The 17,778-nt window shown below is 39.4% G+C and carries 13 protein-coding genes; 6 read left to right on the top strand and 7 right to left on the bottom strand.

What is annotated here, in order from left to right; all coding sequences use genetic code 11:
- Positions 1-119: 119 nt before the first annotated feature.
- From ACFSKL_RS20140 to ACFSKL_RS20110, 7 genes are all read right to left on the bottom strand, one after another.
- Positions 120-1,487 (bottom strand): pyridoxal-phosphate dependent enzyme, encoded by a 1,368-nt coding sequence (locus ACFSKL_RS20140; RefSeq protein WP_376888751.1) that lies wholly within the window; start codon positions 1,485-1,487, stop codon positions 120-122.
- A gap of 179 nt (positions 1,488-1,666) precedes the next feature.
- The gene (locus ACFSKL_RS20135) at positions 1,667-3,313 is read right to left on the bottom strand and encodes a putative ABC exporter domain-containing protein (RefSeq protein ID WP_376888749.1); all 1,647 of its coding nucleotides are present in this window, start codon (positions 3,311-3,313) and stop codon (positions 1,667-1,669) included.
- Complete coding sequence (locus ACFSKL_RS20130; RefSeq protein WP_376888747.1) at positions 3,306-4,019, bottom strand: ABC transporter ATP-binding protein; 714 nt, start codon at positions 4,017-4,019, stop codon at positions 3,306-3,308. Before ACFSKL_RS20130 ends, ACFSKL_RS20135 begins: the two co-directional genes overlap by 8 nt.
- A 48-nt stretch (positions 4,020-4,067) precedes the next feature.
- Entirely contained in the window at positions 4,068-4,667 is a 600-nt protein-coding gene (locus ACFSKL_RS20125; protein ID WP_376888745.1) for a hypothetical protein, read from the bottom strand.
- Entirely contained in the window at positions 4,668-5,948 is a 1,281-nt protein-coding gene (locus ACFSKL_RS20120) for a hypothetical protein (RefSeq protein WP_376888743.1), read from the bottom strand.
- A 300-nt stretch (positions 5,949-6,248) separates the two neighbouring features.
- Positions 6,249-6,668: a nucleotidyltransferase substrate binding protein gene (locus ACFSKL_RS20115; RefSeq protein ID WP_376888741.1), complete on the bottom strand. Its 420-nt coding sequence runs from the start codon at positions 6,666-6,668 to the stop codon at positions 6,249-6,251.
- A 417-nt stretch (positions 6,669-7,085) separates the two neighbouring features.
- Positions 7,086-8,525 carry a trypsin-like peptidase domain-containing protein gene (locus tag ACFSKL_RS20110; protein ID WP_376889136.1) on the bottom strand — a complete coding sequence of 480 codons (1,440 nt, stop codon included), beginning with the start codon at positions 8,523-8,525 and terminating at the stop codon, positions 7,086-7,088.
- Positions 8,526-8,695: 170 nt separating this feature from the next.
- On the opposite strand from ACFSKL_RS20110, the gene ACFSKL_RS20105 reads away from it, so the two are divergent.
- The 6 genes from ACFSKL_RS20105 (at position 8,696) to porQ (ending at position 17,776) form a co-directional block, all read left to right on the top strand.
- Positions 8,696-9,862, top strand: coding sequence for a 1-deoxy-D-xylulose-5-phosphate reductoisomerase (locus ACFSKL_RS20105; RefSeq protein WP_376888739.1), 1,167 nt, complete (start codon positions 8,696-8,698; stop codon positions 9,860-9,862).
- A gap of 3 nt (positions 9,863-9,865) precedes the next feature.
- Positions 9,866-11,185 (top strand): RIP metalloprotease RseP, encoded by a 1,320-nt coding sequence (rseP, locus tag ACFSKL_RS20100; RefSeq protein WP_376888737.1) that lies wholly within the window; start codon positions 9,866-9,868, stop codon positions 11,183-11,185.
- 84 nt (positions 11,186-11,269) lie between these two features.
- Positions 11,270-12,046, top strand: a complete 777-nt coding sequence (locus ACFSKL_RS20095) for a hypothetical protein (protein WP_376888735.1) — start codon at positions 11,270-11,272, stop codon at positions 12,044-12,046.
- Between the two features lie 11 nt (positions 12,047-12,057).
- The gene (locus tag ACFSKL_RS20090; RefSeq protein WP_376888734.1) at positions 12,058-14,139 is read left to right on the top strand and encodes an IPT/TIG domain-containing protein; all 2,082 of its coding nucleotides are present in this window, start codon (positions 12,058-12,060) and stop codon (positions 14,137-14,139) included.
- Positions 14,140-14,282: 143 nt separating this feature from the next.
- Positions 14,283-16,760, top strand: a complete 2,478-nt coding sequence (gene lon / locus ACFSKL_RS20085; protein ID WP_376888732.1) for an endopeptidase La — start codon at positions 14,283-14,285, stop codon at positions 16,758-16,760.
- Positions 16,757-17,776: a type IX secretion system protein PorQ gene (gene porQ / locus ACFSKL_RS20080; RefSeq protein WP_376888730.1), complete on the top strand. Its 1,020-nt coding sequence runs from the start codon at positions 16,757-16,759 to the stop codon at positions 17,774-17,776. Before lon ends, porQ begins: the two co-directional genes overlap by 4 nt.
- The last annotated feature ends 2 nt before the right edge of the window (positions 17,777-17,778 follow it).

Raw genomic sequence — 17,778 nt, 5'->3', positions numbered from 1 at the left:
AAAAGCCCTGAAAAGGCGTAGGAATTATCTGAAAATGGAAAAAAATAAAAACACCTACTGAAAGAAATCATCTCTCAATTAGGTGTTTTGTTTATCAATTAATATTTAAGCTGACAACCTTACTTCGTAATCGCTTCGAGGATATCGTGCTTCGTAATGATATGAATCTGGTGATTGTCATCACGTACCAGCACTGCTTTTTCTTTGTCCACCATAGAAGAAAGCACATCTAAGGTACTATCCAATGCAACAAACTTCATCGAGTCCTCCATCACATCTGTTACAGGAGAATCTTTCAGGTTGGGATTGTCAATAATCTTACTCAATAGTTTATTATCGGTAATGCAACCGACTACATTACCATTTTCCATGACTGGAATCTGGGAAATACTCGTGCTATTCATCAGCGCTATGGCATCTTTTACTTTATCAGATTTCTGAATCACCACAAGTTGGTAGCTTCCATTTCTCGATGCGATGATATCCCTGGCAGTACCAAACGACTTGTCTTCCAAGAACCCATGGTTTCTCATCCAATCATCATTGTAAACCTTCCCCAGATATCTCGTCCCATGATCAGGTAGGATGATCACCATTCGATCGCCTTCTTTCATGTTCTCTTTGGCATATTCCAAAGCTCCATGGACAGCCGAACCACATGACCAACCAACGAAAAGACCTTCTTCTCTGGAAAGCCTTCTGGTCATCACAGCCGAATCCTTGTCCGTCACTTTCACAAAATGGTCGATCATATCGAAATCCACATTCTTAGGCAAAATATCTTCACCAATACCCTCTGTCAGATATGGATAAACCTCATTTTCATCAAAAACTCCAGTTTCTTTGTATTTTTTGAATACAGAACCATAAGTATCAATCCCCACTGTGATGATATCAGGATTCTGCTCTTTCAAAAATTTGGCAGTACCACACATAGAACCTCCGGTACCAACTCCAGCAGCATAATGGGTTATTTTACCTTCTGTATCCTTCCAAATTTCCGGCCCTGTAGTTTCATAATGCGCTTTCCAGTTCGATAAGTTGTCGTACTGATTAGGGTAAAAAGAATTTGGGATATCTTTATTGAGTTTTCTGGCTACAGAATAATAGGACCTTGGGTCTTCGGGTGAAACATTCGTAGGACATACGATCACTTCTGCACCAACTGCCTTAAGGATATCGATTTTTTCTTTGGACTGTTTGTCAGCCATGGTAAAAATGCATTTATATCCTTTGGCAATTGCTGCCAAAGCCAATCCCATTCCCGTATTACCACTAGTTCCTTCTATGATGGTACCTCCTGGCTTTAAGAGCCCTTCTTTTTCTGCATCCTCTACCATCTTGATGGCCATTCTATCTTTCATGGAATTGCCTGGGTTGAAATACTCAACCTTGACCAAGATTTCACCTTTGATTCCCTGATTGACTTTATTCAGTCTGATCAATGGTGTATTCCCTATCGTTTCAATTATTGAATTATAAATCATAGGATTCCTATTGCTAATTTGATGGCAAGTTACAAATAATTTTAAAGGGTATGGATTGGGATATTGATTTTTAGAGAGATTGTTTTGTTAAGACAATGGTGATGAACCTCAATCAAAAACTCGTCATGATACTCTTATAAAGACATTGTAAAGTAAATCTATTTCACAAAGAGGGCTACCTAAAGCTCCTTAAACTCCACTCTTCTCACCAAATCCATGGCAACATGGAGCATTACGGCTGTCACCATAAACATTCCCAGCGAAATCCCCAACATCCCTAAGGCAAATTGCTTGGATACAATGTACACAAATACACCTCCGCCGATTGCCGGAAAAATCCCAAACAGCAATACCCCAATGATCAAAACCGGTTTGATCAACTTCCTATCCCATCCTTCATCGAAACCTACATTCGTACAAAGTGTCATGGCAAATCCTGACAGATAAAACGCAAGCATACAGAATATAAATGTCGGAATCAACCAAAAACTCAGTGAAGCTATCAAGACAGTCGGGACTATCAAAATAACTGCAAAAATCAAGGTCTGCATCACATCCAACCTGATCATATTCCAGAATTTGGATGACCAACTTGCTGGTATCAGGATAAAAAACGGCTTTTTCAAATCCCCAACATTATTTCTCCCCATCCCTGCTATGAAATACATGAAAATCAAGACCAATAAATAAATGTAAATAATTTGGTGGGCAAACCAGTCAAACCTGGACAATACCGCAAAGACCACTGCCAATGCTGCAAATCCCAATCCATACAAGCCAAACAAAGGATGAAAATCCTGTCTGGAGCTATGCACATAATTCCTCCAATAAAGCGCTTTTCCCCCAAACCCAAAGTTTGGAATATCCAAAACTTTTTTGGTGTTCAAGCTCATGGTAGATTCAGAAGCTTGGCTCTTGCCTTTTGCCTTTTCCTTTACTTCCTCCTTGGACTGGGTAGATTCCAAGACATCCTCATAGTAATACCCCGAGTGAACCAACACCAACTTCAATATGATAAAGAACGTAATGGCATATACCGCCACAAAACCCGCTACAATCCAAATGTTTTGATGCCCTGCGAACATCAATATCGCCCTGCTCCATCCTACCAAAGGAAAAAAGTCAAACCATGGTGATGCTATCCACAAAAACATCCCCTGCCAAAATTTCTCTGCAAGAATTCCCGGAATCAAAACCAGCAAACCAACAACAGCCCCTAAAGCAAATACCCCTGTTTTGAAATATCCCAAAATATCGTATTTGGTATGCAGGGTATAAACCAAAAACTTGATTGGTGAAAGAATGAAAATAAACAATGCCAATCCAATAGCCATGATGCAGATCTGCCACACTTCCAAATCGAAAGTATCTACCAGCTGCGAAGAGGCATAAATCATAAAGAAGATACTTCCACCTATTGCTGGCAAAAGTGATCTTATCATATAGTAAACCAAAATATTAGCAGGGGAAGATGGTCCTGTAAACAGGTAATTCACATCCGCCATGCTGAAAAAACTCACATTCTTTTTTGTCGCCCTGAACAATTGGAAAACCAAAAAAGCCAATGCCAATACAGTCAAGCCCCCTACAAGTACGACCAATCCATATTTCACATCAACAGCACCTTCTGCTGCCTCTTGAAGCTTTTCGAGATCTTCCGGGTTGACACTTTCTGTTGACTTACCAGTCTTTCGGAAATAGAAAAAACTGAAATACCCAACCACAAAAATATAGGGCAAAAGCCTCAAAGGATTTTTGAGGATAAGCTTGATATTGTTGATTAGAATGAAAAGGTCTTTTCTGAAAAGTAATTTTATCTCATTCATCTTTTGTCAATTCTAAGAATAAATCTTCCAGGTTAGAGTCCGTTCCTTCCATCTGAAGTTTGAGGTTGTCAAGGGTATCATTCCCGACGATATTGCCACTTTTCATGATCATAATCCTATCTGCAATGCTCTCCACACTATCGATCAAATGTGTACTCACCAAAATGGTCTTCCCCTGCTCTTTAAGTTCTTTGAAAATCCTCTTGGTATTTTTGATAGCCTTTGGGTCCAAGCCAATCATTGGCTCGTCAAAAAACAAAATCTGTGGATCAGGGAGCAGTGCGCAGCATATAGACACTTTTTGGCGCATCCCTTTGGACAAATCCCGTCCCAATTTATCCTTCTTGTCAGTCAAATCATAGGTTTCGAATAGCACCTCACTTTTCTCCTGCCAATTCCCAACTCCATAAGCTTGCGCAATAAACTGCATATGCTCTTTTACGGTAAGTAGATCGTAAACACTTGGGGTCTCGGGAATGTAAGAAAAGAGTCTTTTGGCTGCTACTTGCATGTGGTCCACACCTCCGATATAAATCTCCCCAGAGGTTTTCCTCAATAAACCCACAATACATTTCATCGTAGTACTTTTGCCTGCACCATTTGGTCCCAACAAGCCTACCACTTCCCCTCCTTGGAGGGAAAAAGTAATATCATTGACAGCATTTTCCTTACCGTATTTTTTGACTAAACCAATAACTTCTAGCATTTCTAAAATTTTTGAAAGCCCAATTTAAGAATTAGGCTTCAATATATGTTAAAAAATCATTCCCAAACGAATGAATAGGTTATTGAATATCAGACTTTCTTCAAAAAGTGAATCAAAACCAGGTCGAATCCCATCTACTGGCGGCATACCGCCTGCTGAGAGCTGCCCCACATAAGAGTAGGCGTATTGCTTCTTAAAACCAATTGCAGCTGTATAGGCATGATTCCCCGTTTTTGATCTTTTTCTTAAACCCAACGCAGGGCTAAGCATAAACCCTCCTTCATTCCATGATTGCATCCTATTTACAATTTCCTTTCCCTGAAACCAAGCAGAGCCATAACCCAAATCCAAATTGGTATAGAATGAATACTTCCTTTCCGGTTCAAATGTATATCTCCAACCGAAACCAACCGGCATCAAGTTAAATTCAGGATATGTATCATAACCAACAAAGAAACCTATTTGATGATGGCTATCTATTTGTGCCCCATGAAATGACTGCAGAGAAAAATTGACTCTGCTCCCCTGTTCGTCAGTCCCATGCAATGTTCCCATCTCAACATGATGGATGTAATTGCCAATCCCCCTTTGGGAAAAGGAGAACTGGCAATAAAAAACAAAAATGACAAACAATAAAAATCTCCTCACTTAGACAACAATTGGATTTTTGACATTTATACAACTCAATTGGATAAGTTTATTTGGTGTAGAATAATCGAATTGGCAAACACCATCAGGACCTATTACAATCAGAGATTTGGGTCCAGGAATAATGTCTACAGATTTCAATGATTTAAGATATTCCAATTGGTTTTTGTCGATATTCATCACATCTGCCACATTAAAGCTTTTCAGTCCATGCCTCCCCTCAGCCAAATACAAATAATCCCCTGCCAAAGCTAAACCATGTGGATTTTCCATTGGGTACGATTTGAGCAACTTTGGGGCATATGGATCTTGGATATTTAAGATCTGCAATTCATCAACACCAAACCTACAACCAACACCGGACCGCAATGTCACAAAAGCATGGGTTTCGTTCACAACAACGGGATCACATGCAGTCACATGCTGATAGACTGACATTTGGGTTGGTGCATCGGGGGTACTTGCATCATAAATATGCATTCCTGTGTTTGAACCTATGAACAGTTTGTTTTGGAAAGGGAAAATTGTCTCAATCCCCCATCCCAAATTGATGTTTTTGATAAAGTCCGGATTTTCTTTTTGTTCTATATTAAATACGCGGAGTGAAGACTCATCCACCGCATAAAGGTGTGCATTCATCAATGTGAACCTGGCCATCGAACCACCCTGTCCATAACTCTCGCTTCCACCACGGGAAGCATCAGCATTCATGGCAAACATCCCACCCCTGTTCCAAAATATAGCGCTTCCCCACCAACTGCGATTGATTTCTGAATTGGCAGTCATGACCGTATCTTTCATAGTGATAAAAGTCCCCGTTGACAAATCTGTATACATACTGGTGAACACATCCTCAACTCTCTTGATCTGCTGTATACTCCGAGGATCGCTGATATCAAACACCAACAGATCCAGATAATTGTCAGCATAAAGCATGTTGCTGTTTACCGCCATGTCTACATTTCCAGGAATATTGATGAAGTTGATACTAAAAGGACTTGATGGATTGGTATTGTCAAGGATGTGAATACCTTTTTGTGGTTCATTGATGAACAAAAAATCACCGTAAATATAAATCTTACCCGGATTTTCCAAATCCTTCCCAGGCTCTAGGACCGCTTCAGATGTCCTGAAATTACTCATCTGCATGTATACAGGCACTTGGGTTCTGTAAGTATATGTGCTTGAGGTTTGATCCTGACAAGATGGGAAAACGAAAATTATTGACAAAGCCATTAGCAATAATGGCAGTTTTGTTGAGAGTTGGCTGGTAGGTTTCATATCATAAATAATTTTGAAAAAGAGACTTTTTGGAAAATAATATCGACTTACTTCTACAAGACGTAAATTTATCCCGAAGTGCTACATCAACCCGCATATTTTTCAATAAAAATCAAAAACAACCCTTTCAATACCAAAAACATAGGAAAAGGACGTTGCCATTACCTTGGTCGATGTCCCCACCGACCAATCCACCTAAACTAGGACAATCTTCCCAGGACTTCTTGCTCTGAAATTGTCAAAAGCGATTTCCCTGACCTTTCGATACTAGAAAGATAGAAAACGGGTACTGCAACTCAATCAATCCAACTCAAGCCTTTTACCCATCTTCATTTCAAAATTTTCGAATAACTTTACAAAGGAATTAATTATCTGATCTACCAATTCATTCTGGGTATTTTCAGGATAAATGGGATTGTACTTGATCCTTAAAATGATCATATCCATCCAGCCTTGACCATCATCTATCAAATCTTCATGAAATGCCTCCACGGTAATATCCCTTGACCCACTAAAACCCGAATGTCCTTGGTTTCTAAAGAACTCAGAAATGGTCTTCAAAACCAATTCATGTGTCAACTCAAACACACGTACAATTTGGGCTTCAGACTTGGCGTCCAAGCCTTTGGTTTTTGCAGTTTTGATGACTGTTTTCAATTCTTCCAGAGCTTCTTGAAAATCAGAGAAACATTTTTCGCAGGTGAAAGGCAAAGTTTTCATGGCTATTTAGATTTTATTGAAGATAAGTTTTTTCTTTCATTCTCCGAAAAGAATACAATATTTATTTCTGTTTCTCTCAAAGGAATTTGAGGTGCAAAGACCGCCGATTTGTTAAATAAAACGGAGATTCAAACCTAATCGATCACGACCTGAAAATAGTTGACATTTTTTTCTTTATAAATGAAGAAGTTCAACCCACTTCGGGGTTGTGGTCTCTATTTGTCATCATTATTCCCCGGGTTGCGACCCGGGGTTATTTGAAGTTCAACCACTTCGTGGTTTTAACGTCTCTGTTGCGGTCTTGTGTCTCACGTCTTGTGTCTCGCTTCTCGCTTCTTGGATCTCACTTCGTCCCCCCCTGCTCTCAGCGCATCTCCTCACCTTTCAATTCTTTGCGTGATACTTTCATCCTTTCCCCTACCTGACACTATAGCTCTGCATAAACGGCTGACCGTTTGGGGCGAATCCTTCCAATAACAACTTCCCGCTAAACTTCTCCAAAAACTCACCAACATTTTCGGGACTAGATACTGGTTTACCATTTATTTGGGTCAAAACAAAACCATTGTTCAAGCCCAAATCCCTCAAATAACCTCTTGTCAACCCAACTATTTTCACCCCATTGTCTATTCCCAGCCTATCTTTCTCTATGGCATTGATTGCTTCCAATCTAGCGCCAAGCAGTGCTGAGGTATAAAATTCCCTTTTCAACACACCCGTGCCTCCATTTAGGTTTTGTAAAGTCAACTCTACATTTTTCACATTGGATTTCCTCTGGAAAGCAACATTCAACTTATCGCCTGGATAATAGTATGACAATACCTCCTCAAAGCTTCCTTTGCCAGTCACATCATATCCTTCTATTTTGGTGATAACATCATTTTTTTGGATTCCTGACTTTTCTGCAGCACCTCCACGAAGCACATTTGTCACAATGACACCATCCAATGTATTCAAACCCATCTCTTCTGCCAACTCAGGTGTGATCTCTACGACATCTACGCCAGGCAGTGCTTTTTGAACTTCCCCAAACTTGATCAAGTCATTGGCGATCTTCATGGCTATATCCACTGGAACAGCAAACCCATAACCTGTGTAGGAACCGGTTCTGGATAAAATCGCAGTATTGATTCCCACCAATTCCCCTTTGGTATTTACCAAAGCACCGCCGGAATTCCCCGGATTGATGGGAGCATCTGTTTGGATAAAAGACTCCAAAGGAAAATCTCCACCCAAGATATTGATCTGTCTCTCCTTAGCAGAAACGATCCCCGCCGTCACTGTTGATGTCAAGTTGAATGGGTTGCCTACAGCAATGACCCATTCCCCAATTCTCAAATCCCTGCTGCTTCCTTTTTTGATAGCCGGAAGATTCTCCGCTTCAATTTTGAGCACGGCGATATCCGTATTTTTGTCTGTCCCAATCAATTTGGCTTGATAGGTTCTTTTCTTATGGACAACTTCGATGGTCTCTGCCCTTTCAATCACATGGTTGTTGGTGATGATATACCCATCTTGACTCATAATCACTCCTGATCCAGTACTTACCCTTTGGTTGGGTCCAGTTCCAAAAAAATAATCAAATATGCTGTATCTTCTGTAATCAGTACCTGAAAAATTCTTTATAAATACTACCGAAGGTGTACTCAATTCCGAAGCTTCTATAAATGAAACAGGAGAAGAACTTACCACATTTCCATCCAGATTCGGTTCGTAGCTGACTTTTTGTCTGGAGTACAATTCTTGTGGAGGAAAATTCGATTCACCCAAAGTAGTGTCTGTCAAAAATGACTGATACACCCATGCGCCTCCAATCCCGGCGATGAAAGCCATTACGATCAATTTGATATTTTTCATCATTTTTATATTAACGATTATCCAATTTTTCGGTTAGAAGAAAGGTTAATTTAAACAAAAATCACAAACCGATTATCGTACCAAATCCATCAAAAGACAAAAAGACTTAAAAATCACAAGGAAAAGTCTCCGAACCTTGTAATTTTGTCAGACTTAAGCAGAATTATTTCATGTCAGATAAGAAAAGAGTTGCCATTTTGGGCGCTACAGGAAGTATAGGAACACAAACCCTCGATGTCATCAAGTCAAACTTGGACAAGTTTGAAGTCGAAGTACTTACTGCACAAAACAATGCTGACTTGCTCGTCCAGCAAGCCATAGAATTCCAGCCTAATTGTGTTGTCATTGCCAACGAATCGCTTTATGAAAAAGTAAGGGATGCATTGGCCCCTTTGGACATCAAAGTCTATGCAGGGGAAAAAGCTTTGGCACAGGTAGTAGAGATGGACACCATAGACCTTGTATTGACTGCCTTGGTAGGATACTCTGGGCTTATTCCTACGATCAAGGCCATAGAAAGCGGAAAACAAATCGCCTTGGCAAACAAAGAAACCTTGGTGGTTGCGGGAGAATTGGTCACCAAATTGGCACGTCAAAAAGGGGTAAACATCTATCCGGTAGACTCCGAACATTCAGCTATTTTTCAATGTTTGGCCGGTGAATTCCACAATCCAATAGAGAAAATAATCCTCACGGCATCGGGAGGGCCATTTAGGGGAAAAGACAGGAAGTTTTTGGAAACAGTGACCAAAGCACAAGCTTTGAAACATCCGAATTGGGACATGGGAGCCAAGATCACCATTGACTCAGCTTCCCTGATGAATAAAGGCTTGGAGGTAATTGAAGCAAAATGGCTTTTTGGCATCAATGCAGACCAGATCGAGGTGATCGTTCATCCACAATCCATCGTACATAGTTTGGTTCAGTTTGAAGATGGATCCATCAAAGCGCAACTAGGACTTCCCGATATGCGTATCCCTATTCAATTTGCATTGAGTTTCCCAGAAAGGATAAAATCAGATTTCCCGAGGTTCGATTTCGTACAATATCCGAATTTGACCTTCGAACAGCCCGATATGGAGACATTTCAAAATCTCCGGTTGGCCTTTGATTCATTGGAAAGAGGCGGAAATGCCCCCTGCATATTAAATGCTGCCAATGAAATTGCTGTGGCTGCATTTTTGCGGGAAGAAATTGGTTTTCTCGAAATGTCGGACCTTATTGCAACTTCTTTGGAAAAAGTGGATTTCGTCAAACAACCAAGTTTACAGGATTTTGTGGAGACAGACAAGCTGACCCGAATCGTTACAAAAGAATTAATCAAGAGTAAAATATAAATAATGGATACATTGATAATGGTAGGCCAGCTATTGCTTGGGCTATCTATTTTAGTTGGGCTTCATGAACTGGGCCACTTGCTTACTGCCAAGATGTTTGGCATGAGAGTAGAAAAATTTTCAATCGGATTCCCTCCAAAAGTCATTGGCTTCCAATGGGGTGAGACCGAATATTCGATCGGAGCCATTCCATTGGGTGGATTTGTGAAGATTTCAGGAATGGTAGACGAATCCATGGATACCGAGCAGATGAATGCTGAACCACAGCCTTGGGAATTCAGATCAAAACCCGCTTGGCAGAGGCTCATCGTGATGCTTGGAGGCATCATCGTGAACGTCGTCACCGGTATTTTGATCTTTGTGGCATTGGTCTATCAAAAAGGTGAAACATATTATTCCCAAGAACAAATCATAGAGCATGGGATTGTTGCCTACGACATCGGAAAGCAAATAGGCTTACAGGATGGAGACAAAATCCTTGACATCAACGGAGAGCCTTACCAAAGCCTTTCAGAACTAAGCGGTGGGGAAGCCTTGTTGAGCACAGATGGTTATTATACTGTAGACAGAGATGGTGAAATCATCAAAATCAAAATCCCAAGGGGTTTTATCAACTCTTTCTCCAATGAAGAAAGCATGACCAATTTCATCAGCATCAGGATGCCTTTTGAGATCTTGGAAATCACCAAAGGCAGTGAAGCAGAAAGGATTGGATTACAAAAAGGAGATAAAATCACAGCAATCAATGGTCAGCCTATCAATTATTTCAATGAATTGCAGCTGGCATTAGCGGATGCAGCCAATACGGAGGCATCCCTTAAAATCAATAGAGGTGGCCAAGAATTGGAAAAATCCTTCAGTGTTTCTGAAGAAGGGACTATTGGATTTCTAATCAACCCCTTGCTGGAGCCTGTTTCCAAGAAGTTTGGTTTTGCAGAATCGATCACGAAAGGCACTGAAAAAGCATTTGGAGTAGTCATCATCAATGCCAAAGCCTTGGGAAGGATGTTTACGGGTGAAGTGTCTGCAAAAAATGTATCCGGACCGATCGGTATGGCTAAGATCTATGGCAACAAATGGGATTGGACAAAATTCTGGAGCATCACTGGATTGATCTCCATGATCTTGGCATTTATGAATTTATTGCCAATTCCAGCATTGGATGGAGGGCACGTGGTATTCTTGCTATACGAAATGATCTCCGGCAAAACCCCATCCGACAAATTCCTGGAAAATGCCCAGAAAGTGGGCATGGTAATGCTGCTGGCTCTGATGGTTTTTGCAATCGGGAATGATATCCTGAAGCTTTTTACCGGCGGATGATTCAGCTAAAATAAAAAATATTTAGTAGGTCAAAGAAAATATTCTTTGACCTATTTTTTTTGATTGATTTTTTGAGTAAAATTGGTGAAAAAATCAACTAATTGTGCTACATACTCAATTCTATCCGTGAAAAAAACGCAACTAATTATTTTTATTCTTTGCATCGTATTGAGTACATCAACTTATGCGAGTCAAATAGGTCTTAATTCACATGATTCGATTGCACAAAAAAACAAAGGAGTCAAGTTGCACCCTTTTGTTCAAGTTGGGTTTAATTTTCAGAATTTATTGGTTAAACAGCAATCTGGAAATCGAGCAGATCAATTTTCTAACATAACATCCCCATCGATAGGACTGGGAAGTAGATTGTCATATTTCGGGAATCTCAAAAAACTTAGTTTAGATTTTAGCTTAGAATATAATTTGAGAAAAACGAAATTCAATTCAAAATTTGAAAACAATAAGTATCTGATTTACGGGACTGAAAAGCTTAGGGAGTCTATTTACAGATTACCGATTACACTAAACTGGCATCTTCTTTCGGATAAAAACCAACTCTATATAGGAATCGGAGGGCAATTTAGTTACAATAGTTTCAAAAAAGAATTCAGTATACTCGATTATTCAGACAAAGAGAATTTTGTAACCCTACTAATTTATGATGGAATAGTTATTCCAAAAAGATACAATATTGATCCTATTATCAAAATCGGGACTCAATTCAATGTTAAAGATCAAAAAACAATATTTATTGAAGCGCAAACAAGTTTAGAAAGAAATCAATATTCCATAGTGCTTATTGAAAACGAATCCAACTATCATCAATTATTCAGCAAACTTCAATTTGGCATTAGATTTTAAATTCTTTAAACATGAAAAATCAGTTCCTAATATTCTTTTTGTTTGGCCTTTTTCTCCTTCTCGCATGTGAAAAACAAGAATTTGAGCCACGAACAAGTCCCCGATTCACGCTTACATATGTACAAAGTATAGATAGTAAAGGAGTTGAATTCGCTGCGAACATGATTGACTACGGTTCTGAATCGATACTTGAGCATGGGTTTATTTATTCTGATTCCCAAAACTTGACATTGGAAAATGGAGAGGTAGTTAGTCGAAATGGTAAGCCTAATAAACAGTTCAAAATAAGAGCAAACCACTCTATGATTGAAGGAAGAGTTTATTATGTAGCTGCATATTTATTAACTCCGTCTGGTATCATTTTATCCCAATTTATACCATTTGTGTCAAAAGGTTCTCAAGGTTTTATATTCAACAGTATTTCTACACCTAATGAAGTATATTATGGAGATACTATTACAGTACACGGTAGTAATTTCAGCTCAAATCCTGCAAATTATGAGATTTACATCCTAGGCACTCCCCAGATCAAAATGGAAGTGGTGGAAATCTCAAATAATTCTTTCAAAGCCATCCTTCCTCCTATGTTCTCTTCAACAGAAATTAAAGAAAGTGGAACTTTAAGGTTCTTTTTTCACATCGGAGGAAAAGAATTGGAAATAAACTGGCCTATAAAACTTAAAGAGCCTACATTTGAAATAGACACAAATTTAAGGGTGAATTTTGAAGGTGAAGTCACGATAAAAGGAGACTATCTGGAATCTGACATCCAATATGTAAGATTCCTGGATGAACCATATTTCGATCCACAAATTATTTCTTGGGAAAAAGACAAAATTGTTTTTAAAGCTAATAAACCATCTCGAAAAAAGAGAGAAAGTATTGGAATTCATATTAGAGGAAAAATCTATCAACTTGAAAACGTCTATACATATTATGGATCTCAGTTAGAACCGAACCAAGAATTAAAAGGTGAAATAGGTCCTGGTTCGCGCTTTGAACTCAAGGGATCAAATTTTATTTTAGGAAGCGCATATAGCAACCAACTGTTGATTGAACCTAGTGGAATAAATGGTAATGTTATGGAAGTCCATCAAGACAGAATCTTAGTAGAACTCAATTTCAATGGAATTGATCCAGTTTCAAGGACTTCTTTTATAAGCATGTATAATGCACAATTAAAATCCAACCACAGCGCTAAGTTAACTTTAGATACGCCAACTCTCCCCTATTCTAGGCATGAAAATATTGTAGGGACAGACTATGATAATTTGGATTTAGCTAGAGGCATCAATGTAGGTGAAAAAACTTTCTTTGTTTGGAGAAACAAAATTTTAGAATTCAATGCCCAACAAAAAAAGTTAATAGAAATCAAAAACACCCAAATCAGTAGCCACAATTTAGGAGGAGCATTCACTGTATCTTCTCCAGACGGAAAAATCTATATGGGATCTTACAATCGAGAATATTACTGGGAGTATCTTCGGATTTTTGAGTTTGACACATATAATAATTCACTTAAAGAACTACCACGACCTCCCCACAATGTATCTGCACCTAGATATGTATATGTTTCTGAAAACCATCTGTACCTCGATGGTGGGTTTACCAGAAAGATAACCAAAGATGAAGAGATAACTGATCGATACCGTATAAATCTTCACTCTTCTCAATGGGAGAAGCTTGAGATGGAATCCCAATTGACAAATCATAATCAAATGATGAATACTTTTTATTTTAAGGATAAACTCTATGCTATTGGAAACCTTATTCCAAATGAAAATCAGATTCTTCAAGAGTTCGATAAAAACACACTTAGTTGGACAACTATCAAAGACTTAAATTCATCTGGCGTGCTAAAAACAAACCAACCCTGTATCATTGGGGATGAATTATTTTTATTCAATGATAGGGATCAAATCAAAATAAACATGTCGACTTTAAAAGAAGAAAAAATAAATAATTTTTCAAACACTCTTTCTTGGAATAAAATATCAGGAACAATTACATCGAAAGGGAAAATATACACATATATACCTGGCTTAATGATTTATGAAACAGATCCCGAATTCTTCTATTATGATGATCTCTAAAACAAATCCCCATTCAACCCCTGACAAATTGCCGAATAAACAACCTTGGCACAAGGCTTGAATTAATTGGAAGAACCTTCTTAAATTGAGGGTTCTTTCTTATTTTAATAATAACATGACAGTTTGACTGTCATATTGTCTATATGAACAACTTTGAAAATCAATTATATCAATCATTAATGGTAGGAGATTTTGCTGGTGAGGGTGACCTTATCCAATTGATTACAGATGACGAGGGTGATGATGTCAACCAACTAGATAATTACGCCTCCGAAATCCCAATTCTTTCAGTCAGAAACACTGTCCTATTCCCAGGAGTAGTTATTCCCATTACTGTGGGTAGACAGCGTTCTATCAAACTAGTCAGAAAAGCCCAGAAGGGAGATAAACTCATTGGTGTATGTGCCCAGATCAATCCAAACAATGATGATCCATCATGGGAAGACATCTACCATGTAGGTACTTTGGCCAAGATTATCAAGATGATCGTACTTCCTGATGGAAATACAACTATTATCATCCAAGGGAAAAAGCGTTTCAAAATCACTGAAACACTCACTGAAGATCCTTATTTCACCGCCAAAGTGGATTATTTGGAGGAATCCTTTCCGAAAAACAGCAAAAAAATAGAGGCCCTTGAAGAGTCCCTGAAAGATGCTGCTGCCAAAATCCTTCACCTTAATCCCGAAATCCCGAGGGAAGCGCAAGTCGCTCTCGACAATATCGACAACACCCCATTTCTTACACACTTTCTTTCGTCCAACATCAACGCGCCAGTAGATGCCAAACAAAGGCTTTTGGAAATCAATGATGGGGTAGAAAGGGCAACCCTACTTTTGGAGTTCATGATGAAAGACATCCAAATGCTGGAGTTGAAAAGTGAAATCCAAAAGAAGGTACACACAGATATAGACCAACAGCAAAGGGACTATTTCTTAAGACAACAGATGAAGGTTCTCCAAACCGAGCTTGGCGAAGAAGGACCTGAAAAAGAAGTCGAAGAGCTAAGGATAAAAGGTGCTGTGAAAAACTGGCCAAAATCTGTAGCTCTCCATTTCGAAAAAGAACTTGATAAAATCCTCAGGATAAATCCGTCCGCCGCTGAATATCCCATAGCCCTCAACTATGCCGAGACACTTGTAGAACTACCTTGGAATGAATTTACGGTAGATAATTTTGATTTAAAAAGAGCCAAATCCATCTTGGACAAGGATCATCATGGACTCGAAAAAGTCAAGGAAAGAGTCATTGAATACTTGGCTGTCCTCAAATTAAAAAATGACTTAAAAGGCCCAATCCTTTGTCTATACGGTCCTCCAGGGGTGGGAAAAACATCCCTTGGAAAGTCCATCGCAAAAGCATTGGGAAGAAAATATATCAGGATGTCATTGGGTGGCGTACACGATGAGGCAGAAATCCGCGGCCATAGGAAAACCTACGTGGGCGCTATGCCTGGCAAGGTAATCCAAAACATGAAGAAGGTCAAAACCAGCAACCCTGTCTATGTATTGGATGAAATCGACAAATTAAATTCAGATTTCAGGGGAGATCCTTCTTCCGCATTCCTGGAAGTATTGGATCCAGAACAAAACAGCACTTTTACGGACAACTACCTCGAAGTGGAATACGATCTTTCGAAGGTCTTGTTCATTGCTACGGCCAATTCACTTGATTCCATCCAGCCTGCATTAAGAGACAGAATGGAAATCATCGAGGTGACTGGCTATACAATGGAAGAAAAACTTGAGATTGCAAAAAAACACCTGATTCCAAAACAAAGAAAAGAACACGGGCTCAAGTCAAAGGACATTGCTTTTGACAAAAATGCAATTGTCAAGATAATCGAAGATTATACAAGGGAATCTGGAGTCAGAACCTTGGAGAGAGCAATTGGAAAAGTGGTGCGAAACATCACGAAATCCATTGCCATGGAAGAAGAATACGAAAAGAAAATAACAACTGATGCTGTTAGGAAAATCTTAGGTGGAGAGATCTTTGATAAAGAAATCTACCAAGACAACAGTGTGGCAGGTGTAGTCACAGGCTTGGCTTGGACATCAGTGGGTGGAGAGATTTTGTTTATAGAGACTGCATTGAGTAGAGGAAAAGGGAAGTTGACGCTTTCTGGGCAACTTGGAGATGTGATGAAAGAATCTGCCATGACTGCCCTTTCCTATCTAAAATCAAAAGCCGAGAAACTAGGCATCGATTACCGTGTTTTTGACCAGTATGATCTACATGTACACGTACCTGCAGGAGCAGTTCCTAAAGACGGGCCATCAGCGGGTATCACTATGCTAACTGCAATGGCTTCACTTTTCACCCAGAGAAAAGTGAAAAGTAAAATTGCAATGACCGGAGAAATCACCCTGAGGGGAAAAGTGATGCCTGTCGGCGGGATCAAAGAAAAGATCCTAGCTGCAAGAAGGGCTGGATTGAAAGAGATCATCCTTTGTCAAAAAAACAAAAGGGATATTGAAGAGATTGATGAACAATACATCAAGGGAATCACGTTCCATTTTGTGGACAAAGTGGAAGATGTCTTGGAAATAGCCTTGTTGAAGGCAAAAGTTGATGATCCGATGAGATTCACTTTTACTAGTGAAAACAATTCCAATTGAGATTAAAACGCTTATATACCCATTTGATCTTGCTGGGCTATCTCTTGATTCCCCAGCAAGTGACACTGGGACAAACTTCCCATGCTGCATTCAATTTTGTGGACAACCCTTCACATGCTAAGCTTGCAGCATTAGGGGGTATTAATATTACAGCAGGAGATGACCCTTTGATGTTTTTGTCCAATCCAGCACTTTTGGACAGTAGCAGGATTCAGACCCCTGCTTTTCATTACCTGAATTTCCCCGGAGGAATCAACGTTGCCACTTTAGGCTACAGTTTCGAGGGAGTAGGAAATGGCATCGTTGGATTGGGAATCCAATATTTCAATTATGGGGATTTTGAGGGCTTTGATGCGATTGGCACTCCGACTGGACAATACAGTGCAAATGAATTCGCCATTACGGCAGCATATTCCAAACGACAAGGTGTATTTCAGTATGGTACCAATGCCAAAATACTAGGTTCAGTTTTGGAAGGCTATCAAGCCTATGCTTTGGTTTTTGACCTTGGCATCAATTATTACCATCCTGAGATGGATCTGATATTGGCTATCAATGTAAGAAACATAGGTTTTAATCTAAACAATTACATAGAAGGCCAAAATTTACAATTACCTTCTGATTTCAGAATAGGTGCCAGTTATAAGCCTGAGTACGCCCCAATAAGGTTTCATCTGGCACTGAGAAATTTATTGGGAAGGGAGACAGATTTCTATTTGCCAAGTTCCTTTAGTGGAAACGAAACAATGGGAAAGGCTGATAGAATGTTTCGGAGGGCTGTTTTTGGGGTAGAAATCCTTCCTTCAGACCAATTCCATATACGGTTTGGATACAATCATTTGATAAGAAAGGAATTTGAAACTTCGGACGGTCCTGGGGCAGCAGGATTTTCGGGAGGCTTGGCTTTTCGGGTCAAGCAGTTCGAACTGTCCTATGCCAGGATGTTTTACAATGTGCCTGGTGGTTCCAATATCTTCGGAATCTCCACAGCAATCAATAAATCGAGGTCGTTTTAACG

It is taken from the genome of Belliella marina (assembly GCF_042682445.1).
Lineage (GTDB): Bacteria > Bacteroidota > Bacteroidia > Cytophagales > Cyclobacteriaceae > Belliella > Belliella marina.
This window is presented reverse-complemented; position numbering and strand designations above follow the sequence as displayed.